Source organism: Kitasatospora sp. NPDC003701 (assembly GCF_053587085.1).
In genome coordinates, this window is sequence record NZ_JBSFNM010000012.1 from 84,605 (window position 1) to 105,536 (window position 20,932).

At 71.4% G+C, this 20,932-nt stretch carries 18 protein-coding genes and 2 tRNA genes; 3 read left to right on the forward strand and 17 right to left on the reverse strand.

Translation table 11 applies throughout. The features are described from left to right. Positions 1-4 precede the first annotated feature (4 nt). The 3 genes from ACWDRR_RS14250 to ACWDRR_RS14260 form a co-directional block, all read right to left on the reverse strand. Positions 5-667, reverse strand: coding sequence for an aminodeoxychorismate/anthranilate synthase component II (locus ACWDRR_RS14250; RefSeq protein ID WP_449772455.1), 663 nt, complete (start codon positions 665-667; stop codon positions 5-7). A 54-nt stretch (positions 668-721) separates the two neighbouring features. Beyond that, the gene (locus tag ACWDRR_RS14255) at positions 722-901 is read right to left on the reverse strand and encodes a hypothetical protein (protein ID WP_449772456.1); all 180 of its coding nucleotides are present in this window, start codon (positions 899-901) and stop codon (positions 722-724) included. Positions 902-1,052: 151 nt separating this feature from the next. Beyond that, on the reverse strand, positions 1,053-1,814 hold the full coding sequence (locus ACWDRR_RS14260; protein WP_449772457.1) for a DUF881 domain-containing protein: 762 nt from the start codon (positions 1,812-1,814) through the stop codon (positions 1,053-1,055). Between the two features lie 171 nt (positions 1,815-1,985). Between ACWDRR_RS14260 and crgA the strand changes: the two genes are divergently transcribed. After that, a complete protein-coding gene (gene crgA / locus ACWDRR_RS14265) occupies positions 1,986-2,234 on the forward strand; it encodes a cell division protein CrgA (RefSeq protein ID WP_360632516.1) in 249 nt (82 codons plus the stop codon). A 314-nt stretch (positions 2,235-2,548) separates the two neighbouring features. Here the strand turns inward: crgA and ACWDRR_RS14270 are convergent, their stop codons facing one another. Continuing rightward, positions 2,549-3,451 carry a rhomboid family intramembrane serine protease gene (locus ACWDRR_RS14270; protein ID WP_449772458.1) on the reverse strand — a complete coding sequence of 301 codons (903 nt, stop codon included), beginning with the start codon at positions 3,449-3,451 and terminating at the stop codon, positions 2,549-2,551. A gap of 262 nt (positions 3,452-3,713) precedes the next feature. Here ACWDRR_RS14270 and ACWDRR_RS14275 point away from each other — a divergent pair, with 262 nt between their 5' ends. Then, on the forward strand, positions 3,714-4,598 hold the full coding sequence (locus ACWDRR_RS14275; protein WP_449772459.1) for a DUF5324 family protein: 885 nt from the start codon (positions 3,714-3,716) through the stop codon (positions 4,596-4,598). A 92-nt stretch (positions 4,599-4,690) separates the two neighbouring features. Here the strand turns inward: ACWDRR_RS14275 and ACWDRR_RS14280 are convergent. The 13 genes from ACWDRR_RS14280 to dnaA form a co-directional block, all read right to left on the reverse strand. Further along, positions 4,691-4,763, reverse strand: a tRNA-Ala gene (locus tag ACWDRR_RS14280). Positions 4,764-4,953: 190 nt separating this feature from the next. Then, positions 4,954-5,082 carry a DLW-39 family protein gene (locus ACWDRR_RS14285; protein ID WP_014137031.1) on the reverse strand — a complete coding sequence of 43 codons (129 nt, stop codon included), beginning with the start codon at positions 5,080-5,082 and terminating at the stop codon, positions 4,954-4,956. A gap of 276 nt (positions 5,083-5,358) precedes the next feature. Continuing rightward, the gene (locus ACWDRR_RS14290) at positions 5,359-5,673 is read right to left on the reverse strand and encodes a DUF6191 domain-containing protein (protein ID WP_387885791.1); all 315 of its coding nucleotides are present in this window, start codon (positions 5,671-5,673) and stop codon (positions 5,359-5,361) included. A gap of 118 nt (positions 5,674-5,791) precedes the next feature. Next, positions 5,792-5,868 (reverse strand) — tRNA-Ile (locus tag ACWDRR_RS14295). A 16-nt stretch (positions 5,869-5,884) separates the two neighbouring features. Further along, positions 5,885-7,270, reverse strand: a complete 1,386-nt coding sequence (locus tag ACWDRR_RS14300; RefSeq protein WP_449772460.1) for a class I SAM-dependent methyltransferase — start codon at positions 7,268-7,270, stop codon at positions 5,885-5,887. Between the two features lie 269 nt (positions 7,271-7,539). After that, the gene (locus ACWDRR_RS14305) at positions 7,540-8,286 is read right to left on the reverse strand and encodes a DUF3566 domain-containing protein (RefSeq protein ID WP_449772461.1); all 747 of its coding nucleotides are present in this window, start codon (positions 8,284-8,286) and stop codon (positions 7,540-7,542) included. 150 nt (positions 8,287-8,436) lie between these two features. Next, the gene (gene gyrA / locus ACWDRR_RS14310) at positions 8,437-11,043 is read right to left on the reverse strand and encodes a DNA gyrase subunit A (RefSeq protein ID WP_449772462.1); all 2,607 of its coding nucleotides are present in this window, start codon (positions 11,041-11,043) and stop codon (positions 8,437-8,439) included. 56 nt (positions 11,044-11,099) lie between these two features. Next, positions 11,100-13,124, reverse strand: a complete 2,025-nt coding sequence (gene gyrB / locus ACWDRR_RS14315; protein WP_449772463.1) for a DNA topoisomerase (ATP-hydrolyzing) subunit B — start codon at positions 13,122-13,124, stop codon at positions 11,100-11,102. A gap of 257 nt (positions 13,125-13,381) precedes the next feature. Further along, the gene (locus ACWDRR_RS14320; protein ID WP_449772464.1) at positions 13,382-13,966 is read right to left on the reverse strand and encodes a DUF721 domain-containing protein; all 585 of its coding nucleotides are present in this window, start codon (positions 13,964-13,966) and stop codon (positions 13,382-13,384) included. Between the two features lie 153 nt (positions 13,967-14,119). Beyond that, positions 14,120-15,253, reverse strand: coding sequence for a DNA replication/repair protein RecF (recF, locus tag ACWDRR_RS14325; RefSeq protein WP_449772465.1), 1,134 nt, complete (start codon positions 15,251-15,253; stop codon positions 14,120-14,122). Positions 15,254-15,323: 70 nt separating this feature from the next. Next, positions 15,324-16,199 carry a phosphogluconate dehydrogenase (NAD(+)-dependent, decarboxylating) gene (gene gnd / locus ACWDRR_RS14330; RefSeq protein ID WP_449772466.1) on the reverse strand — a complete coding sequence of 292 codons (876 nt, stop codon included), beginning with the start codon at positions 16,197-16,199 and terminating at the stop codon, positions 15,324-15,326. A 217-nt stretch (positions 16,200-16,416) separates the two neighbouring features. After that, on the reverse strand, positions 16,417-17,547 hold the full coding sequence (gene dnaN / locus ACWDRR_RS14335; protein WP_449772467.1) for a DNA polymerase III subunit beta: 1,131 nt from the start codon (positions 17,545-17,547) through the stop codon (positions 16,417-16,419). 947 nt (positions 17,548-18,494) lie between these two features. Then, positions 18,495-20,345 (reverse strand): chromosomal replication initiator protein DnaA, encoded by a 1,851-nt coding sequence (gene dnaA, locus ACWDRR_RS14340; RefSeq protein ID WP_449772468.1) that lies wholly within the window; start codon positions 20,343-20,345, stop codon positions 18,495-18,497. Between the two features lie 442 nt (positions 20,346-20,787). Between dnaA and rpmH the strand changes: the two genes are divergently transcribed. Then, positions 20,788-20,925 (forward strand): 50S ribosomal protein L34, encoded by a 138-nt coding sequence (rpmH, locus tag ACWDRR_RS14345; protein ID WP_449772469.1) that lies wholly within the window; start codon positions 20,788-20,790, stop codon positions 20,923-20,925. The last annotated feature ends 7 nt before the right edge of the window (positions 20,926-20,932 follow it).

The following is a 20,932-nucleotide window of genomic DNA, read 5'->3' on the forward strand; positions in this document are numbered from 1 at the left end:
CCGCTCAGCCCCGGCCGATCACCGGGGCGAGCCCGGCCGAACGGCCGACGGCCTGCGGATCGCCGCACTCCGCCAGCCAGTTGGCGAGCATCCGGTGGCCGCCCTCGGTGAGGACCGACTCCGGGTGGAACTGCACGCCCTCGACCGGCAGCTCGCGGTGGCGCAGGCCCATGATCACCCCGCTCCCGGTCCGGGCGGTCACGACCAGCTCGTCCGGCACGGTGGCCGGCTCGACCGCCAGCGAGTGGTACCGGGTCGCGGTGAGCGGCGAGGGCAGGCCCTCGAAGACCCCGCCGTCCTCGTGCTCCACCGGCGAGGTCTTGCCGTGCAGCAGCTCGGGCGCCCGGCCGACCACCGCGCCGTACGCGACCGCGATCGACTGCAGGCCCAGACAGACGCCGAAGACCGGCAGCCCGATCCGCGCGCAGTGGTGGACCATCTCGATGCAGACCCCGGCCTCCTCGGGCGCACCCGGGCCGGGGGAGAGCAGCACCCCGTCGAAGCCCGTCCCGCCCTCGCGGCGCACCGCGTGCTCGACCGTCACCTCGTCGTTGCGCACCACCTCGCAGGTGGCGCCGAGCTGGTAGAGGTACTGGACGAGGTTGAAGACGAAGCTGTCGTAGTTGTCGACGACCAGGATGCGGGGCGAGGTCAGCTGAGGGGTCATTCGCGCGCTATCTCCGTGGGCTGCGGGGACTGGGGGGAGGAGCAGGGCCGCCGGTCAGCCGGCGGCGCCGCCGCCGTCGCCGTCCACTGTGACGTCGCCGAAGGGGAGCAGCGGTTCCGCCCACGGGAAGACGTACGTGAACAGGAGGTAGACCACCCCCAGGACGAGGAGCAGCGAGATGAGGGCCCGGACCAGGGGGTGCCCCGGAAGGTGTCGCCAGATCCAGCCGTACATGATGCTCCCTCGACGCAACAGACTGGGGTCAAGAGTAGACCCGTGATCCGGCCGCGTGAGGCGGGCTTCCCCGGCTGCGCCCGCCCGTTGCGCTCCCGGCGGCCCGGGCGGCGGTCGGACCGGCGTCGATCGGGCGGTCACCGACCGCCGGTCACTGGCCCCCGGCCGAGCGCAGGTCGGCCGTGCCGGAGTAGCCGGGCACGGTGAGCTCACCGCTCTCCTGGACCTTCCAGCCCAGCCCGTACGCCTGCACGTACTGCAGGTAGTTGCGGATCGTCGGGTCGGCGTCCACCGCCGCCCGCAGCGCGTCCGTGCGCCCCACCGCCTTGACGACGTACGGGGGCGAGTAGACCCGGCCCTGGAGCAGCAGGGTGTTGCCGACGCAGCGGACGGCGCTGGTGGAGATCAGCCGCTGGTCCATCACCTGGACGCCCTCGGCGCCGCCCCGCCAGAGCGCGTTGACCACCGCCTGGATGTCCTGCTGGTGGATGACCAGGTCGTTGACGCCCGGCTCGGGCACCCCGGGGATGCGCGCGGTGGCGTTCGGCGGGGCGTCGTTGAGGGTGACGGTCAGTCCGGGCCCCTGCAGCGGCTCCAGCGCGGCGGCCCGCTGGAGGGCGCTCAGCTGCGCGGCGTCGGCGGGGCTGCGGCCCTGCTGACCGGTGAGCGCCTGGGACCGCGCCTGGAGCTCGGCGAGCTGCGCCTGGGACTGCTGGTTCTGCGAGCTGCGCTGGCGTATCACGTCGCTCAGGCTCAGCAGCGAGTTGTCGGTGCGCAGATCGGTGCCGCGGGCGGTCTGCGCGCTGATGTAGAAGAGCAGGCCGGCGAGCGCGAAGACGGCGCAGGTCAGGGCACGGCCGACAATTCGGGTGCCGGCGGCGCGGGAGCGGGCAGGCCGAGGAGGAATCGACAAATTAGGCACCGTACCCTTATCTCCTTCTGACCCGCCGAGCCACTACGCTAACGGACGCCGGTGGCATGTGCGGGATCGGTTCCCCTAACGTGCTCCACAGCCACCACCACCAGCCGCCTCACCCGCTGAACCCCTGCGCGGTCTCACAGCGCATCGACAGGAGAGCTCCTCGTGCCGAAGTCTCGACTCCGCAAGAAGTCCGATTACACCCCGCCGACCACGGCCACGGTGAAGATCAGCTCGGGCCGAAGCTGGGTAGCCCCCCTGATGCTGGCACTGTTCCTGGTCGGTCTGGTCTGGATCGTCACCTATTACGTGACCAGCGGCAGCTGGCCGGTGGAGAGCTGGGCCAACTGGAACATCCTGGTGGGCTTCGGCTTCATCGCGGCGGGATTCGGCGTCTCCACCCAGTGGAAGTGACGCCGGGGCTGCTGCCCTGAGCGTTCTCCCCCGCCGCCCCGGGACCCGTTCCGCGGGGCGGCGCTGTGGTGTGCCCGGATTCCGGGCGGTGGTTATCCCGCTTATCGCGCTTATCCACATGGTTATCCACACTGGGGAAAAGTCTCCCCAGCCTGTGGATAACTCACGCCGGGCGCACGTTCCACACCCGTGCACGCCCTTCTCCGAATACCGGATCCGCACAGCAGGACACGCGTAGAACAGCAGTCCGCACCCCGGTCCTCGCACCGGCTGTGCACAACCGCCCACCCGCTGTGGACAAACGTGCGGGAGCGTCACCCGCCGTAGCGGGCCGTTCCGACGAGGACCATCAGCAGCACCAGGCCCGCCACCGCCGCCACCGTCAGGGCCTGGACGGCCGCCCGGCGTTCCCTCGGGGCGTACATCAGCCCCGCCGCGGTCAGGATGCCGGCGACCAGCCCGCCGATGTGCGCCCGCCAGTCGATGCCGGACACCGAGAACGTGACGATCAGGTTGAACACCAGCAGCGCGATCACCGGGCCCAGCGGCGCCCTGTTCTGCTTCTGCATCACCGCGGTCGCGCCGAGCAGGCCGAAGACGGCGCCGGAGGCGCCCAGCGAGTTCATGAACCCGCCGGCCACCACGAAGGCGAAGGCACTGCCGGCCAGGCCCGACAGCAGGTAGAGGGCCAGGAAGCGGAGCCGGCCGAGCGAGGCCTCCAGCGCGGGGCCGATCACCCAGAGCATCACCATGTTGGTGGCGATGTGCCAGGGCGCGATGTGCAGGAAGGTCGCGGTCAGCAGCCGGTACCACTGGTCCGGCCCGGCTGCGACGCCGTACGGGAAGCCGGTGATCTGCGGGCCGACGCTGAACAGCGAGAGGTCCTCGGAGAGCCACGGCGTGAGCACGTAGGCGGCCAGCACGAAGACCGCGAGGTTGATCCCGATCAGGACCTTGGTGACCAGCGCGCCGTCGGCGGTCGGCTGCCCGCCGAACCGGGTGGTCGCCCGCCGCACCTGCCGGTTGTCCCCGCTGACGCACTCCGGGCAGTGGAAGCCCACCGAGGCGTTCACCATGCACCGGGGGCAGATCGGCCGGCCGCACCGGGAGCAGCCGATGCCGGTCTCCTCCTCCGGGTGCCGGTAGCAGCGGGACAGCCCGGACCCGCCCGGCCGCGGGTCCTTGTCCGTCGGCGGCCTGGACTCGTCCGGGAGCATCAGCGGTAACCCCTTCTCGTACGTCGGCTGCGCGGCCCCGCCGGCACCCGCCGTACGGGTGGCACCGGGATCGTCAGCGTACTGCGGCGGGTCGGCGGCGAGCGATCTCCGCCGGCCCGATCCGGACCTCGCCCACCGGGCGGCCCGAGCCGTCCCGCGCCCCGCGTACGGCCCACTCCGGAGTGCTGTCGGACAAATCAGGATGCATGATCAGCATTCAGGTGGATATGTGCATAAAGGACGCCACCAGGAGGAGAGACTCGTGACCCGTTTGGACTCAGCTCGTGAGACGGCCGGCAAGACCCGGGACACTCTCGCGCCCTACGCCGCCACCGCCAAGGAAACCGCGGTGCACCTCGCGGACGGCGCGAAGCAGCGGCTGGGCCCCGCTGTGGACGCCGTCGGGCCGAAGGCCTCCCAGGCGGCCCAGAACGTCCGCGTCCAGTACGCCAAGCACCTCGCCCCGCAACTCGAACACGCCTTCGCCAGCCTGCCGCCCGAAGCGCAGAAGAGCACCCTCAAGGCCCTGCACCGGGCCCAGGAGACCGCCCTGGCGGCCCGGCTCTCCGCGATCCGCGCCGCCGACCAGGCCCGCTCCACCGTGGTCCCCAGGGTCGCCCTCGTGGTCGAGGAGGCCCGTGCCACCGTCGGCCCGGTCGCGCAGGAGGCCCAGACCCGCGGCGCCGCCGCACTGACCGCGCTGCAGGGCAACGTCACCTCGGCCGAGATCAGCGACCTCGCCGCGCGGAACATCAAGAAGAAGCACCGCAACGGCTGGGCCACCGGCCTCGCCCTGGCGGGCGCCGTCGCGATCGGCAGCGGCATCCTGATCTGGCACTGGTGGCGCGGGCAGGGCGACCCCGAGTGGCTGGTCGAGCCCTCGAACGAACGGACCGCGGCGTCCGGCTCCACCGCCGCGACCGGGCCGCACGGCGGTTCCCACGCCGCCAGCAGCGGCCCGACGGACAGCACCGCGCCGGGCGCCACCACGAGCCCGGTGAACGGCTCCACGGCCGGGACGGCGGCCGCGGCCGACACCCCGGCCGGGCCCGGCGGTGGCACCCCCGAGCCGGGCCCGTCGGCGCCCGGCGGGCCCGACCACGACGACGACCGCCCCAAGCCGCACGACCCGCGCAAGCCGCACTGACGGCCCCGCCGCCCGCAGAAACGCCGATCGGCCGCTGACCCGGATTCAGGGTCTGCGGCCGATCGGCTGTTCGTTCCGTGGAACGCGTGCTGTGGAGCTTAGGAGACTCGAACTCCTGACATCTGCCTTGCAAAGGCAGCGCTCTACCAACTGAGCTAAAGCCCCGGGACGGCACCGTGTGTACCGCCGGGCACTAGCGTACCGGGTCCCGGCGCGAATCCCACGCCCGGTTCCGACACTCGTGCCCGGCCGGTGCCCGGAAGCCGTCCGCCCCGGTCACCGGACCGGGCCGGACGGCCCGGGAGGCGCCGTGCGGCGCCTCCGAAGATCGTCGATCGTCAGATCGTCCGGGGCCTCAGCGACCGGCCGGAACCGGGTCGGTGGCCTCGGTCCACAGGTCCTGCTCGGCGCGGTCCGCCTGGACCTGACGGTAGACAAAGAAGCCGCCGAGGGCGACCAGGGCGACCAGGAGAAGCTTCTTCACCGCGGGACCTCGTCCTTCTTGCGTATCGGACTCAACAGCCGTGCCCCGACCGGATTGGCCGGGCCGACGAGTCCATGAGTTGTTACGAGCACGAACGGGCTGCCGGGTGCCAGACTGCCCTTGCGGCCGATGATACACACCGGTGTCCCAATCGTGACCAGCCACCGCTGCCGCCAACCAAGGCGTCCGGCCGCAGGATTGACGCCATACCTTCTGTCGTACGGTCGGCCTGCTCCGGACCGGCCCGGGGACCGCCCCCGGCGCACCCCGGGCCGGTCACCGGCGGGGCCGCGCGACCACCACGGCGGTGCCGGACGCCAGGTCCACCCTGGTCCGCGGCGGCGCCCCCTCGCCCTCCTCGTCGCGCAGCATCAGCGTGCTGCGCCGCTCGTCCAGCTCGTGCTGCTTGCCGGCCGCGAACTGCGCGTGCAGCTGCTCGAAGCCCGTCGCCGAGACCTGGCCCTCCCGGCCGGTGCCCCGCCACGGGATCCAGCGCGACCTGCGCGCCCGCAGCGCCAGCTGATCGACGAAGGCCAGCGCCACCAGCGCGCAGACCAACCCGGGAATGCTCATCGCCCAGAACAGCGCCATACCGCCACCATCCCTCCACCCGTCCTCCCCGGACAACCCCCGGGACGGGCCCGTGGTTCCCGGACGGTCGGGAAAACGCCGAAGGGCCCGGAGCGAGATCGCTCCGGGCCCTTCGCGGTGGTGGGCCTAACAGGACTTGAACCTGTGGCCTCTTCCTTATCAGGGAAGCGCTCTAACCGTCTGAGCTATAGGCCCTTGCCGCACTGAAAGATTAGCGGACCGACGGCCGATCTCCAAAATCCTGATCGGCGGGGGCCGCGGCGGCAGTCTGCTGGTGGGAAGCGGTGGGGCGGCGCAGCAGCCACTCCTCACGGGTGGCCGGAAGGTGGGCGGCGCCCTCGGGACCGGTCCGGACCGCGAGGATCTGATTGATCCCGATCCGGTTCTCCTCGAAGGCGAGCGCGGAGGCCGCCATGTACAGCCGCCAGACCCGGGCCCGGCCCCGGCCGACCAGCCGGACCGCCTCCGTCCAGTGCGCCTCCAGGTTGGCCACCCACTCGCGCAGCGTCAGCCCGTAGTGCTCGCGCAGCGACTCGACGTCGCGGACCTCGAAGCCGGCCTCCTCCAGCCGGGCCACGGTGGAACCGACCGGGGAGAGTTCGCCGTCCGGGAAGACGTAGCGGTCGATGAACGGGCTGGGGCGGTGCGGCTCGCCCGGGTGGTTCGGGCGGCGGGCGATCTGGTGGTTGAGCAGCCGGCCGCCGGGCACCAGCAGGCCGTACAGGCCCTCGGCGTAGACCCGGTACTGCTCGGTGCCGACGTGCTCGGCCATGCCGACACTGGAGATCGCGTCGAACGGGCCGTCCGGGATCTCCCGGTAGTCCTGCAGCCGGATCTCGATCCGGTCGGCCAGACCGGCCTCCTCGACCCGCCGGCGGGCCAGGGCGACCTGCTCCGCGGAGATGGAGACGCCGACCGCCGTGACGCCGTAGTGCCGCGCCGCGTGCAGCACCAGCGAGCCCCAGCCGCAGCCGACGTCCAGCAGGCGCATCCCGGGCCGCAGGCCGAGCTTGCGGCAGATCAGGTCGAGCTTGGCCTCCTGGGCCGCCTCCAGGCTCTTCGCGGCGGGCTCCCAGTAGGCGCAGGAGTACACCATCGACGGGCCCAGGACGAGCCCGTAGAAGTCGTTGCCGACGTCGTAGTGGTGGCTGATGGCCGCGCGGTCCCGGCTGCGGCTGTGCAGCCGCCCCCGGACCGCCCCGGCCTCCTCCGGCGGCGGCGAGGGCTGCGGGCCGAGCGCGCCGGCCCGCAGCAGGGCGCCGAGCACCCGGCGGCCCCTGGGGCCGACCACGTCGGCCGGGCCCAGCGCCAGCCGGCGGATCTCCGGGCGCTCGGCGAGGTGCGCGACGACCGTCAGCACCTCGTAGAGGTCGGTGCCGGGGGCGAGCTCGAGGTCTCCCGAGACGTAGGCGCGGGCCAGGCCCAGCTCGCCCGGCTGCCAGAGCAGCCGGCGCAGCGCCCGCCGGTTGCGCAGCACCACCGTGGGCGCCCCCGGCGGCCCGGCGGCGCTGCCGTCCCACACCTGCACCCGCAGCGGTACCGGGACCCCCAGCAGCCCTTCCAGGGCCTCGACCAGTTGCCTTGCGAGCTGAGCCATCGCGCGCCTCCGTCCAGCCGTACCTGCACAGCCGTACCTGCCCCGGCCGGTCGGACCGGGGGGCGGCCTGCGGCAGTCGGAAACTCGGCACGAGCGCGTCCAGCTAATCCCACCGCGACGGACGCCCAACCGGGCGGCACGCCGCGGGGACCGGCTGTCACCCGAAATGCCGACGGGCCCCTCGGGCTGCAACAGCCTTCGGGGCCCGCACATTCCGTCCGGGGACGAAGATATGACCGGGGGTCAGTCCCCGGACGGCGCGGCCGGGGTCAGTCCTCCTCGGCCAGGGTCAGCTCGATGCCGCCGGTGAAGCCGGCCGCCGCGTTGTAGATGAACGCCGAGAGCGTGGAGAGCGCGGTGAGCAGCACCACGTCGACCACCGCGATCAGCGAGGTGAAGGTCATCACCTTGCCGAACCCGATGTAGTCCATCAGGTTGATCCCGCTGTTGGGGGCCTCGCCGGCGGTGACCTCCTTGAGGGTCTTGGCCAGCGAGTCGAAGACCCCGAGCGAGTCCAGCGTCATCCACAGCACCGCGGCCGCGACGATGATGATGATCCCGACCGCCAAAGACAGCAGGAAGCTGACCTTCATCACCGACCACGGGTCGGCCTTGGTCACGCGCAGCCGGGCCTTGCGGGTCCGGCCCAGGCCCGGGCCCCCGGCGGCCGGCGCGGGGCCGGACCGGCGCGGCGCACCGCCCGGGACGGGCGTCCCGCCGGGCGGGGTGTTCCCGCCCACCCGGGTGCCCCGGGGCGGCGTCGGCTGCCCCTTGGCGTACGTCGTCGGCTGCGAGAACCCGCTCGCGGCCGGCGCACCCGGCGGCGGCGGGGGAGTCTGCTGCCCGCCGTAGGTCGCTCCGCCGCCCTGACCCGCCGCACCGACCGGTGGCATCAGCGAGGTGGACGCGGAGGGGTGCTCGGCCGGCGGCTGCGGCACCCCGTAGCCCCCGCCGCCCTGTGCTGCGCCCGGACGGCCGCCGGTGGCTCCTCCCGCAGCACCCGTGGCTCCACTCACTGGTCCTCCCGCACTTCCCACCAGGGCGGCGGCGCCGCCCTGCGTCGTCACTCGTCATCCAGCACCCGGCGGGATTGCCCGGAACTGGTCGGCGGCCGGTGCCGCCGCGCCCGTACACGGACGCGGCGGCACCGGCCTGCGCGGTAAGGATCAGGCCTGGGCTTCCTCGCCGCCCACCGTCTCCGTACCCTCGGCCACCTCGGTGGACTCGGCGTCGACCGCCTCGTCCTCCAGCAATTCGTCCTCGGCCTCCGCGTTGCGGGCCATGCCCACCACCGCGTCGCGCTTTCCGAGGTTGATCAGTTGGACGCCCATGGTGTCACGTCCGGTTTCACGAACCTCGGAAACCCTCGTGCGGATCACCCCACCCGAGAGGGTGATCGCCATGATCTCGTCGGTGTCGTCCACCACCAGGGCGCCGACCAGCGAACCCCGGCCCTCGACGATCTTCGCCGCCTTGGTGCCGAAGCCGCCGCGTCCCTGGACACGGTACTCGTCCACCCCGGTGCGCTTGGCGTAGCCGCCGTCGGTGGCGGTGAAGACGTACGTCCCCGCCCGGACCACGTTCATCGACAGCAGCTCGTCGTCCTCGCGGAAGGACATGCCCTTGACGCCGGAGGTGGCACGGCCGGTGGGCCGCAGCGCGTCGTCGGTCGCGGTGAACCGGATCGACTGGGCCTTGCGGGAGACCAGCAGCAGGTCGTCCTCGGCGGAGACCAGCTCGGCGCCGATCAGCTCGTCGTCCCGGCCCTCCTCGTCCTGTCGCAGGTTGATCGCGATCAGACCGCCGGAGCGCGGGGAGTCGTAGTCCTTGAGCGCGGACTTCTTCACCAGGCCGGCCCGGGTGGCGAGGACGAGGTACGGCTTGTCCTCGTAGGTGCGCACCGCCATCACCTGGGTGATGTGCTCCTCCGGCTGGAAGGCCAGCAGGTTGGCCACGTGCTGGCCGCGGGCGTCACGCCCGGCGTCCGGGAGCTCGTAGCCCTTGGCCCGGTAGACCCGGCCCTTGTTGGTGAAGAACAGGATCCAGTTGTGGGTCGTCGTCACGAAGAAGTGGTCGACGATGTCGTCCTGCTTCAGCTGGGCACCGCGCACGCCCTTGCCGCCGCGCTTCTGCGAGCGGTAGAGGTCGGAGCGGGTCCGCTTGACGTAGCCGCCGCGGGTGATCGTGACGACGATGTCCTCCTCGGCGATGAGGTCCTCGATGGAGAGGTCGCCGTCGGAGGGGATGAGGGTGGAGCGCCGCTCGTCGCCGTACTTCTCGACGATCGCGGTGAGCTCCTCCGAGATGATCTCGCGCTGGCGGGCCGGCGAGCCCAGGATGACGTTGTACTCGTCGATCTTGCGCTGCAGCTCGTCGTGCTCGTCCATGATCCGCCGGCGCTCCAGGGCGGCCAGCCGGCGCAGCTGCATCTCCAGGATGGCGTTCGCCTGGAGCTCGTCGATCGAGAGCAGGCCCATCAGGCCGGAGCGCGCGGCGTCGGCGCTCTCCGAGGCCCGGATCAGCGCGATGACCTCGTCGATCATGTCCAGCGCGCGCAGCAGGGCGCGCAGGATGTGCGCCCGCTCCTCCGCCTTGCGCAGGCGGAAGGTGGTGCGGCGGACGATGACCTCGACCTGGTGGTTGACCCAGTGCCGGATGAAGGCGTCGAGCGACAGCGTGCGCGGCACGCCGTCGACCAGGGCCAGCATGTTGGCGCCGAAGTTGGTCTGCAGGTCGGTGTGCTTGTAGAGGTTGTTCAGCACGACCTTGGCGACGGCGTCGCGCTTGAGCACGATGACCAGGCGCTGGCCGGTGCGCGAGGAGGACTCGTCGCGGACGTCGGCGATGCCGGCGACCTTGCCGTCCTTGACCAGGTCGGCGATCTTCAGCGCGAGGTTGTCCGGGTTGACCTGGTAGGGCAGCTCGGTGATCACCAGGCACTGGCGGCCCTGGATCTCCTCGACCTCGACCACCGCGCGCATGGTGATCGAGCCGCGCCCGGTGCGGTACGCCTCCTCGATCCCGCGGCGACCGACGATCAGGGCGCCGGTCGGGAAGTCCGGGCCCTTGATCCGCTCGATCAGGGCCTCCAGCAGCTCCTCGTTGGAGGCGTCCGGGTGCTCCAGCGCCCAGAGCGCACCGGAGGCGACCTCGCGGAGGTTGTGCGGCGGGATGTTGGTGGCCATGCCGACCGCGATGCCGGTGGCACCGTTGATCAGCAGGTTGGGGATGCGCGCGGGCAGGACGGTGGGCTCCTGCGAGCGGCCGTCGTAGTTGGCGGCGAAATCGACGGTCTCCTCGTCGATGTCGCGCATCATCTCCATGGCCAGCGGCATCATCTTGCACTCGGTGTAGCGCATGGCCGCCGCCGGGTCGTTGCCCGGCGAGCCGAAGTTGCCGTTGCCGTCCACCAGCGGCATCCGCAGCGACCACGGCTGGGCCAGGCGGACCACGGTGTCGTAGATCGAGGTGTCACCGTGCGGGTGGTAGTTGCCCATGACGTCGCCGACGACGCGGGCGCACTTGTAGTAGCCCTTCTCGGGCCGGTACCCGCCGTCGTACATCGCGTAGAGCACGCGCCGGTGCACCGGCTTGAGGCCGTCGCGGACCTCGGGCAGCGCACGGCTGACGATCACGCTCATCGCGTAGTCGAGGTACGAGCGCTGCATCTCGGTCTCGAGCTCGATCGGCTCGACCCGGGACACGAAGGTGTCGAGGTCGGTGGCGGTGCTGGCGTCCGGCTGCTCGCCGTCGGGACGGTTGTCGTCGACCACTGGTGGTCAGTTTCCTTTCACGCGTGACTGGACTGTGCTGGCAGGGGCGGGCCCCGTCACACGTCCAGGAAGCGGACGTCCTTGGCGTTGCGCTGGATGAAGGAGCGGCGGGCCTCGACGTCCTCGCCCATCAGGACGGAGAAGAGGTCGTCGGCACGGGCCGCGTCCTCCAGGGTGATCTGCTGCAGCAGTCGGTGCGCCTGGTCCATGGTGGTGATCCGCAGTTCCTCGGCGTTCATCTCGCCGAGGCCCTTGAAGCGCTGGATCGCGTCGTCCTTGGGCAGCCGGCGCCCGGCCGCGACGCCCGCCGCGATGGTGGCGTCGCGCTCGCGGTCGGAGTAGACGTAGTCGAAGTCGTCCTTGCCCCACTTGATCTTGTACAGCGGCGGCATCGCCAGGTAGACGTACCCGGACTCCACCAGCGGCCGCATGAAGCGGAACAGCAGGGTGAGCAGCAGGGTGCGGATGTGCTGCCCGTCGACGTCGGCGTCCGCCATCAGGACGATCTTGTGATAGCGGAGCTTGGACTCGTCGTAGTCCTCCTGGATGCCGCAGCCGAAGGCCGAGATCAGCGCCTGGACCTCGGTGTTCTGCAGCACCTTGTCGATCCGGGCCTTCTCGACGTTCAGGATCTTGCCGCGGATCGGGAGGATGGCCTGGATGCGCGGGTCGCGGCCCTGCTTGGCGGAGCCGCCTGCGGAGTCACCCTCGACGATGAAGATCTCGCACTCGGACGGGTCCTTGGACTGGCAGTCGCTCAGCTTGCCGGGCAGCGAGGCGGACTCCAGCAGGCCCTTGCGGCGGGTCAGGTCGCGGGCCTTCCGGGCGGCCACGCGCGCGGTGGCGGCCTGGATGGACTTGCGGATGATGTCCGCGGCCTCGTTCGGGTTGCGGTCCAGCCAGTCGTTCAGCTGCTCGTGGACGACCCGCTGGACGAAGGTCTTCGCCTCGGTGTTGCCCAGCTTGTCCTTGGTCTGGCCCTCGAACTGCGGCTCGCCGAGCTTGACCGAGATGATCGCGGTCAGACCCTCGCGGATGTCCTCGCCGGAGAGGTTGTCGTCCTTCTCGCGGAGCAGCTTCTTGTCCCGCGCGTAGCGGTTGACCAGGCCGGTCAGCGCCGCGCGGAAGCCCTCCTCGTGGGTACCGCCGCCGTGGGTGTGGATGGTGTTGGCGAAGGAGTAGACACCCTCGGTGTACGAGGAGTTCCACTGCATCGCGACCTCCACCGAGATCGTCTTCTCCTTGTCCTCCGCCTCGAAGTCGATCACCGAGGGGTGGATCACCTCGCCCTTGCGGGAGTTGAGGTGGGCGACGAAGTCGGCGATGCCGCCGTCGTACCGGTACGTGACGGAGAGCGGGTTGCCCTCCTCGTCCGCGTGCTCCGGGCGCTCGTCGGTCAGCGAGATGGTCAGGCCCTTGTTGAGGAACGCCATCTCCTGGAAGCGCCGGGAGAGCGTCTCGAAGGAGTAGACCGTGGTCTCGAAGATGTCCGGGTCGGCCCAGAACGTGACGGTGGTGCCGGTGCTGTCGGTGGTCTCGCCCTTGACCAGGGCGGCCGTCGGCGCGCCCATCTTGTACTCCTGGGTCCACCGGTGACCGTCCCGGTGGATCTCCACCGCGAGGCGGGTGGAGAGGGCGTTCACCACGGAGACGCCGACGCCGTGCAGGCCACCGGAGACGGCGTAGCCGCCGCCGCCGAACTTGCCGCCCGCGTGCAGCACGGTGAGCACGACCTCGACGGCCGGCTTCTCCTGGCCGGGGACGATGTCCACCGGGATGCCTCGGCCGTTGTCGACCACGCGGACCGCGCCGTCGGCGAGGAGCGTGACGTCGATGGTGTCGGCGTACCCGGCCATCGCCTCGTCGACGGAGTTGTCCACGACCTCCTGCACCAGGTGATGCAGGCCACGCTCACCGGTCGAGCCGATGTACATGCCGGGGCGCTTGCGGACGGCGTCGAGGCCCTCCAGCACCTGGATGTTGCTTCCGGTGTAGGTGCTCTCGGCCGCCTGCTCGGTCTGGTCTGGGGTCTGGCTGGGGTTGCCGGAATCGGCCACGAAGCGCCCTCTCTGGCACAGCACGGGCCGCATCCCCGCCCCGTGTGGGCGGGCGTGCGACCACGGCGTTTCGACTCGGTTGCCACTAGCAACAGTGTTTGGCTCTCAGTCTACCGGTAGGACTGACAGAGATGGGCTTTTGGCAGCCCCTGAGGGCAGATACGCCGCCCTGAATCCCCTCTGCACATGTCCCGATACTCGCCCCGGGGGCCCAGAGCGCCTGGAAGGGCCGTCAGGGGTTCCGGAAGATTCCGGTCCGCTCGATCCCGGGCGGTCCGCGCTCACCCCCAGGTGTCGCCCGGCCCCTTGCTCCCGGGCGCGCGCAGCCGGCCGTAGCCGCGGACCGGTGCGGCCGGGCCCAGCACCTTGATCGTCTTGACCGTGCCGTGGCCCAGCTCGTGATTCAGACGGGCCACCAACTGCCGCGCCAGCCAGCGCAGTTGGGTGGCCCAGGCGGTGGAGTCGCACTGCACGGTGAGCACCGCGGCCGCGTCGTCGTAGGAGGTGGGCTCGCAGTGTCCCGCGATGTCCGGGCCGACGATCTGCGCCCAACGGCCCATCACCCCGCCGACCGCCGCCGAGGACTCCCATCCGCGCTCGGTCAGCAGCCGGTTCAGCGCGGCGCCCAGCGGCACCGGGTCCCGGCCGTCCGAACGCGCCCCGCTGCGCAGCCCGTACCGCTTCGCCTCGCGCTTCTCCCGGACCTGCTCGCCCCGCTGGCGGGCCTGCGCCCGGGCCGCCCGCAGCGCCGAGCGGGCCAGGTCGGCCCCGGTCAGCTCCGCCCCCTCCGGCGCCGGCGCGCCCGGCTGGGCGGCACTCGGCGGGGCGGCTCCCGGCTGAGGGGACTTCCCGGTCGGATCGCTCACGGCGATCTCCTTTCCCCAGCCTGTGGACAACGGTCGCGGCTGCGCGCCGGTGAGCCGTCCAGCGTACGGGAGCGGACGGGGACGGGAGCACGCCGGGCACGCCTGGCAGGCCGAACGGGTCGGGTCGGTGGAGGGGCGGGGGGCCGCGCGGCGTCAGGCGTCGACCCGGCGCACCGCGCCGTCGGCCACCGTGTACCGGGCCCCGGCCAGCGCCTTCGGCACGTCCTCCGCGACCGCTGCGGTGACCAGCACCTGCTCGCCACCGGCGACCAGCTCGGCCAGCCGGTCCCGGCGGGTGGCGTCCAGCTCGGCGAAGACGTCGTCGAGGATCAGCACCGGCTCGCCGCCGTCGGCGCGCAGCAGCTCGTACGAGGCCAGCCGCAGCGCCAGCGCGTACGACCAGGACTCGCCGTGGCTGGCGTAGCCCTTGGCGGGCAGCGGACCGAGCCGCAGCCCCAACTCGTCGCGGTGCGGGCCGACCAGCGTCAGACCGCGCTCGACCTCCTGCTTGCGGGCCGCCTGCAGGGCCTGGAGCAGCTGCTCCTCGGCCTGCTCGCGGCTGGTCGGCAGCTCGCCCTCGAAGGAGCTGCGGTACTCCAGCACGGTCTCCCCGCCACCGGGCGCGAGCTGCCCGTAGGCGGCGGTCACCAGGGGCTGGAGGGAGGCCACCAGCTGGATCCGGAAGGCGGTCAACTCGGCTCCGGCGCGTGCCAGATGGCCGTCCCAGACCTCCAGGGTGGAGAGGTCCGCGCCCTTTCCGCCGCCGGAGCGGCGGGCCATCGCGGCGGTCTTCAGCAGGGCGTTGCGCTGCTTGAGCACCCGCTCGTAGTCCTGCCGGACGCCGGCCAGCCGGGGGGCGCGGGCGGTCAGCAGCTCGTCCAGGAAGCGCCGGCGCTCGCCCGGGTCGCCCTTGACCAGGCTGAGGTCCTCGGGCGCGAACAGCACGGTGCGCAGCAGGCCCAGGACGTCCCGCGGGCGGACGTTGTCGGAGCGGTTGATCCGGGCGCGGTTGGCCTTGCCCGGGGTGATCTCCAGCTCGACCAGGGTGCTGCGGGTCCCGGCCACCACCGAGGTGCGGATCACCGCCCGCTCGGCGCCGAGCCGGATCAGCGGGGCGTCGGTGGCCACCCGGTGGCTGCCCAGGGTGGCGACGTAGCCGATCGCCTCGACCAGATTGGTCTTGCCCTGCCCGTTGGGCCCGACGAACGCCGTCACGCCCGGGTCGAGGGGTACCTCGGCCCGGGCGTAGGAACGGAAGTCGGCGAGCGACAGGTGCGCGACGTGCATGGCTGTGGACTGCGCTCGCCTTCTGTGACTGTTGGTGCCCGGGTCGCCCCCGGGCACCGGCCGTTCTCGGTTACTTCGACTCGACCGCGTGGCCGCCGAACTGGTTGCGCAGGGCGGCGATCATCTTCATCTGCGGCGAGTCGTCCTGGCGGGAGGCGAACCGGGCGAAGAGGGAGGCGGTGATCGCCGGCAGCGGGACGGCGTGGTCGATCGCGGCCTCGACCGTCCAGCGGCCCTCGCCGGAGTCGGCGGCCCAGCCCTTGAGCTTGGCCAGGTGCTCGTCGTCGTCCAGGGCGCGGACGGCGAGGTCCAGCAGCCAGGAACGGATGACCGTGCCCTCCTGCCAGCTGCGGAAGACCTCGCGCACGTCGGTGACCTCGGGGGCCGCCTCCAGCAGCTCCCAGCCCTCGGCGAAGGCCTGCATCATCGCGTACTCGATGCCGTTGTGGACCATCTTGGCGAAGTGGCCGGCGCCGACCGCGCCCGCGTGCACCGCGCCGAAGTCGCCCTCGGGCTTGAGCGCGTCGAAGATCGGCTTGGCCTGGGCGACGTGCTCGGCGTCGCCGCCGTACATCAGCGCGTAGCCGTTCTCCAGGCCCCAGACACCGCCGGAGACGCCGCAGTCCACGAAGCCGATGCCCTTGGCGGCCAGCGACTCGGCGTGCTTGATGTCGTCGGTCCAGCGGGAGTTCCCGCCGTCCACGACCACGTCGCCGGGGGAGAGCAGCTCGGCGAGCTCGTCCACGGTCGCCTGGGTGGCGGCCCCGGCCGGGACCATGACCCAGACCACGCGCGGACCCTGGAGCTTGGTGACGAGCTCCTGGAGGCTCTCGACGTCGGAGACGTCCGGGTTGCGGTCGTACCCGATGACGGTGTGGCCGGCGCGGCGGATCCGCTCGCGCATGTTGCCGCCCATCTTGCCGAGACCGATGAGGCCGAGCTCCATGACCAAGTCCTTACCTGTGGTGACGTGCCTGCCTGCGGCGCCGTTGCCGCGCTGCCCTGAGCCTACGCGCTGAAGCGCGAGGGCCTCCCCGTGGTCGGGCCGACCGGGGGAGGCCTTCCACAGGCTGTGCACACAGCCTGTGGGTAACGCGCGTGACGTCGGCGGGGCGGCCGGGCGGGCCGGGGCCGCCCCCGGGCCGCCGGTCGGCCGTCAGCCGTCAGCCGGAGAGCCGGACCGGCATGATCAGGTACTGGTAGGCCTCGTCGGCCTCGGTGTCCACCGAGGCCTTGCCGCTGAGCAGGGCCGGCTTGGTCGGCGTGGTGAAGCTCAGCTGGGCGTAGGCGGAGTCGATGGCCTTGAGGCCCTCCTCCAGGTAGCCCGGGTTGAAGGCGATCGAGATGGCGTCGCCCTCCAGGGAGGCGTCGATCCGCTCGGTGGCCTGGGCGTCGTCGCCCGAGCCGGCCTCCAGCGTCAGCACGCCCTCCTCGAAGTTCAGCCGGACCGGGGTGTTGCGCTCGGCGACCAGCGAGACGCGCTTGAGCGCCTCCAGGAAGGGCTGGGTCTGGATGGCCGCGATCGCGTTGAACTCGGTCGGGAAGAGGCTGCGGAACTTGGGGAACTCGCCCTCCAGCAGCCGGGTGGTGGTCCGGCGGCCCGCGCCCTCGAAGCCGATCAGGCCCTCGCCCGCGCCGCCCGAGGAGAGCGCGATCGAGACGGTGTCGCCGCTGCCCAGGGACTTGGCGATGTCCTGCAGGGTCTTGGCGGGCACCAGGGCGACCGCGGAGATGTCCGGCTGCTCGGGCTTCCAGAGCAGCTCGCGGACGGCGAAGCGGTAGCGGTCGGTGGCGGCCAGGGTGATCCGGTCGCCCTCGATCTCGACCCGCACACCGGTGAGCACCGGCAGGGTGTCGTCCCGGCCGGCGGCCACTGCGGCCTGGCTGACCGCCGAGGCGAACACGTCACCGGAGACGGTGCCGGTCGCGGTCGGCATCTGGGGCAGGGCCGGGTACTCGTCCACCGGCAGGGTGGGGAGGGTGAACCGGGAGCTGCCGCAGACCACGCTGACCCGCTGGCCGTCGGTGGAGATCTCCACAGGCCTGTTGGGAAGGTTGCGCGAGATGTCGTTCAGCAGCCGGCCGGAGACCAGCACGGTGCCGGCCTCCTCGACGTCCGCCTCCAGCTCGACCCGGGCCGAGACCTCGTAGTCGAAGCCGGACAGCGCCAGGCTGCCCTCCTGTGCCGTCAGCAGCAGGCCGGCCAGCACCGGCACCGGCGGCCGTGCCGGGAGGCTGCGGGCAGCCCAGGCCACCGCCTCCGCGAGGACGTCACGCTCCACCCGGAACTTCACCGGTAACCGCCTCCTGGATCGAGCGCTCCCGCTCGCAAAGTCTGGTTCTTCTGATCTTGGTCGTCGGTACGGCCGGCCGCCGAGCTCTGCCACTCCGCATCCAGTCGCCAGAGGACAGTCTGACGTACTCCACCGACAGACGGGGCAGACGGGCGGAAGCAAGCCGAACAGATGTCGGGGAGCGGTTGTCCACAGATTTCGGCCCCACCTGCTTTCAAGCGAGTCAATGGGTCTATAGGTGTAGTGGTAGTAGTAGGGCCTGTGGAAACCGTGGATAACCCTGTTTCCGCAGGTCAGGCCCGGTTTTTTGTCCACAGGAGGTGTGGACGGCGGCTGTGGACGAGCAGGGCCCGCTGTGGACAGCGGAGCGTTACCCACAGGGCACGTTGGGTATCCACAGGTTATCCCCAGCGCTGTCCCCAGATCCGGGCCCGGTTATCCACGGGGGCCGGTCAACATTTCGTGACGCCTTTCACACCAGGGCATGAACGCGGGCCCACGGTTGTCGAACTGTGGACGCGGCTGTGGACAACCTGGGGATAACCGCCGCCGCCCTGGGGACAACCGGTGGACAACCCGAATGGCCCCCTGACGGCCCGCCAATTGTCCACACCCTGTGGATAACCGTTGTGCACAAGTCCACAGGCACCTGACCTGCGCGGAAGAGCGTAGCGGCGCACGGCCTGTGGAGGAATTCTGGATAACTCGCAGGCCCACGGCCTGTGGACGGTGGAGAACCCGCCCGGCCTGTGGACAACAGCCCTGCGCACCCGGGGTGTTCGAACCACCGGTCAGATGTTCGGCGCGGGCGACGGGCCGGCGGAGCGTCCGTCGTGGCATTCCTGCCCAGCCGGTCGGCGACGCACACCTGCGGATGTGCCGAAAGGGCGTCAGGATCGCTCCTGACGCCCTTCCGAAGGGTGTGGACGGCCACCGGGCCGGGCCGGCTAGCTCTTGATGCGGTTGGTCAGTTCGGTGACCTGGTTGTAGATCGAGCGGCGCTCGGCCATCAGCGACCGGATCTTGCGGTCGGCGTGCATCACCGTGGTGTGGTCGCGGCCGCCGAACTGCGCGCCGATCTTCGGCAGCGAGAGGTCGGTCAGCTCCCGGCAGAGGTACATCGCGATCTGGCGCGCCGTCACCAGCACCCGGCTGCGGGAGGACCCGCAGAGGTCGTCCACGCCCAGCCCGAAGTAGGCGGCGGTCTGCTGCATGATGACCTGCGCGGTGATCTCCGGTCCGGCGTCCTCGTCCCCGCCGGGGATCAGGTCCTTGAGGACGATGCCCGCCAACTCGAGGTCCACCGGCGCCCGGTTGAGGTTGGCGAAGGCGGTGACCCGGATCAGGGCGCCCTCCAACTCCCGGATGTTGCGGGTGATTCGCGACGCGATGAACTCCAACACGTCCGCCGGAGCGTTCAGTTGCTCCTGGATCGCCTTCTTGCGCAGGATCGCGATCCGGGTCTCCAGCTCCGGCGGGGTGACGTCGGTGATCAGCCCCCACTCGAAGCGGTTGCGCAGCCGGTCCTCCAGCGTGATCAGCTGCTTGGGCGGCCGGTCGGACGAGAGGACGATCTGCTTGTTCGCGTTGTGCAGGGTGTTGAAGGTGTGGAAGAACTCCTCCTGCGTGGACTCCTTGCTCGCCAGGAACTGCACGTCGTCCACGAGCAGGATGTCCATGTCCCGGTACCGCTTGCGGAACGCGTCCGCCTTGCCGTCCCGGATCGAGTTGATGAACTCGTTGGTGAACTCCTCCGAGGACACGTAGCGCACCCGGGTCCCCGGGAAGAGGCTGCGCGAGTAGTGCCCGATGGCGTGCAGCAGGTGGGTCTTGCCCAGCCCGGACTCGCCGTAGATGAAGAGCGGGTTGTACGCCTTGGCCGGGGCCTCGGCGACGGCCACCGCCGCCGCGTGCGCGAAGCGGTTGCTCGCGCCGATGACGAAGGTGTCGAAGAGGTACTTGGGGTTCAGCCGGGCCGCGGGCTCGTCCTTGCGGGAGCCGCCGGCCGGGGGAGCACCGGGCGGGGCCGGCACGCCGGGGACGGCCGGGCGGTCGGTGGCGCGCTCGGGGCCGGGCTTCTCCGCGGGGCGGCCGGGCGCCGGGCGGCCCCCGGGGCCGCGCCGGCCGGCCGCGGTCCGCGGGTGCTCACCGGGGCCGGGGCCGTAGGCGCCGCCGAAGAGGTCGCCCTGGGTGGTCGCCGAGGGGCCGGCGAGCGGGCGGGGAGCCGGGCGCTGGGCGGGCGGCTCCTGCTCCGGGTAGCCGGAGCCGTGCTCGGGGTAGCCCTGGTGGCTCTGGTGGTCCTGGTGGCTCTCCCAGGACGGGGTCTGCGGCGCGGCGCCGTAGCCGCCGGGGCGGCCGGTGCCGTACGGCGGGGCCTGGTGCTCCTGGTAGCCGCCCTCGTACCGGTCGTGCTCGTACTCGGACTCGTAGGGGCGCTCGTAGCCCTGGTGCCCGTAGTCGCCGCCCTCGCCCCGCTGGTACGGCTCGGCGGCCGGCGGCTCGTCGTGGGCCGGCGCGGGGGTGGTGGGCACGGCGTTGGCGTCGACCATCACCGCGATCCGGACCGGGCGGCTGAGTTCGCGGCTGAGGGCCTCGGTCAGCTGGGGCAGCAACCGCCCCTCCAGCACCTGCTTGGCCCGCTCGTTGGGGGTCGCCAGCAGGGCGGTGTCGTGCATCATCCACATCGGCTGGGTGCGCTGCACCCACTGCTTGTCCATCTCCCCGACGTCCGGGTCGCTGACCAGCCGCTCGACGACTCTCGCCCAGACCGGGACGAGGTCGCTGTTGACATCAGCCACTGGTGCACGCTTTCTCGGTTCCCCGCGGCTCCAGCAGGGGTGGTGGATCAAGAGACTGTGGATCTGTGTCCGTTGACGAAGAACAAAACCAGACAAGTCCTGCAACGGTAGTCAGCGAACAGAGCCGGATCAAGTCGTTGTCCACAGGCTGTGGGCGACGGAGGTCGTGGACACGCCCCGGAGCGCCGGGCGCGAACGGCTGGTTTGACCCTCGACCCCCGTCCCGCGTACCGTAACCAGGTCGAGTTGTCGATGGCCGCTGCCGCATGTCCGCGGGTCCACCCGCTCCATAAGGCGCGCAGCACGGGCGCCGTGGATTGCCCTGAACCCCAGCCGAACTGGGAAGACGGGTCGGATTTCCGTATCAGGGGAGATCACGCGGACGCACGGTGACGGCCAAGCGACTCCCCGTCATCCTACGATTCACCTCAGGAGCCCCCGAGTGAGCAAGCGCACCTTCCAGCCGAACAACCGTCGCCGCGCGAAGACCCACGGCTTCCGGCTGCGTATGCGTACCCGTGCCGGCCGCGCCATCCTGGCCGCCCGCCGTGGCAAGGGCCGCACCGCCATCTCCGCCTGATCCGCGC

What these genes read in the sequence shown, in the direction of transcription:
- ACWDRR_RS14250 (WP_449772455.1), bottom strand. Translation starts at nt 667, where the DNA reads ATGACCCCTCAGCTGACCTCGCCCCGCATCCTGGTCGTCGACAACTAC.
- ACWDRR_RS14255 (WP_449772456.1), bottom strand. Translation starts at nt 901, where the DNA reads ATGTACGGCTGGATCTGGCGACACCTTCCGGGGCACCCCCTGGTCCGG.
- ACWDRR_RS14270 (WP_449772458.1), bottom strand. Translation starts at nt 3,451, where the DNA reads ATGCTCCCGGACGAGTCCAGGCCGCCGACGGACAAGGACCCGCGGCCG.
- ACWDRR_RS14290 (WP_387885791.1), bottom strand. Translation starts at nt 5,673, where the DNA reads ATGGCGCTGTTCTGGGCGATGAGCATTCCCGGGTTGGTCTGCGCGCTG.
- ACWDRR_RS14300 (WP_449772460.1), bottom strand. Translation starts at nt 7,270, where the DNA reads ATGGCTCAGCTCGCAAGGCAACTGGTCGAGGCCCTGGAAGGGCTGCTG.
- recF (WP_449772465.1), bottom strand. Translation starts at nt 15,253, where the DNA reads ATGCACGTCGCGCACCTGTCGCTCGCCGACTTCCGTTCCTACGCCCGG.
- gnd (WP_449772466.1), bottom strand. Translation starts at nt 16,199, where the DNA reads ATGGAGCTCGGCCTCATCGGTCTCGGCAAGATGGGCGGCAACATGCGC.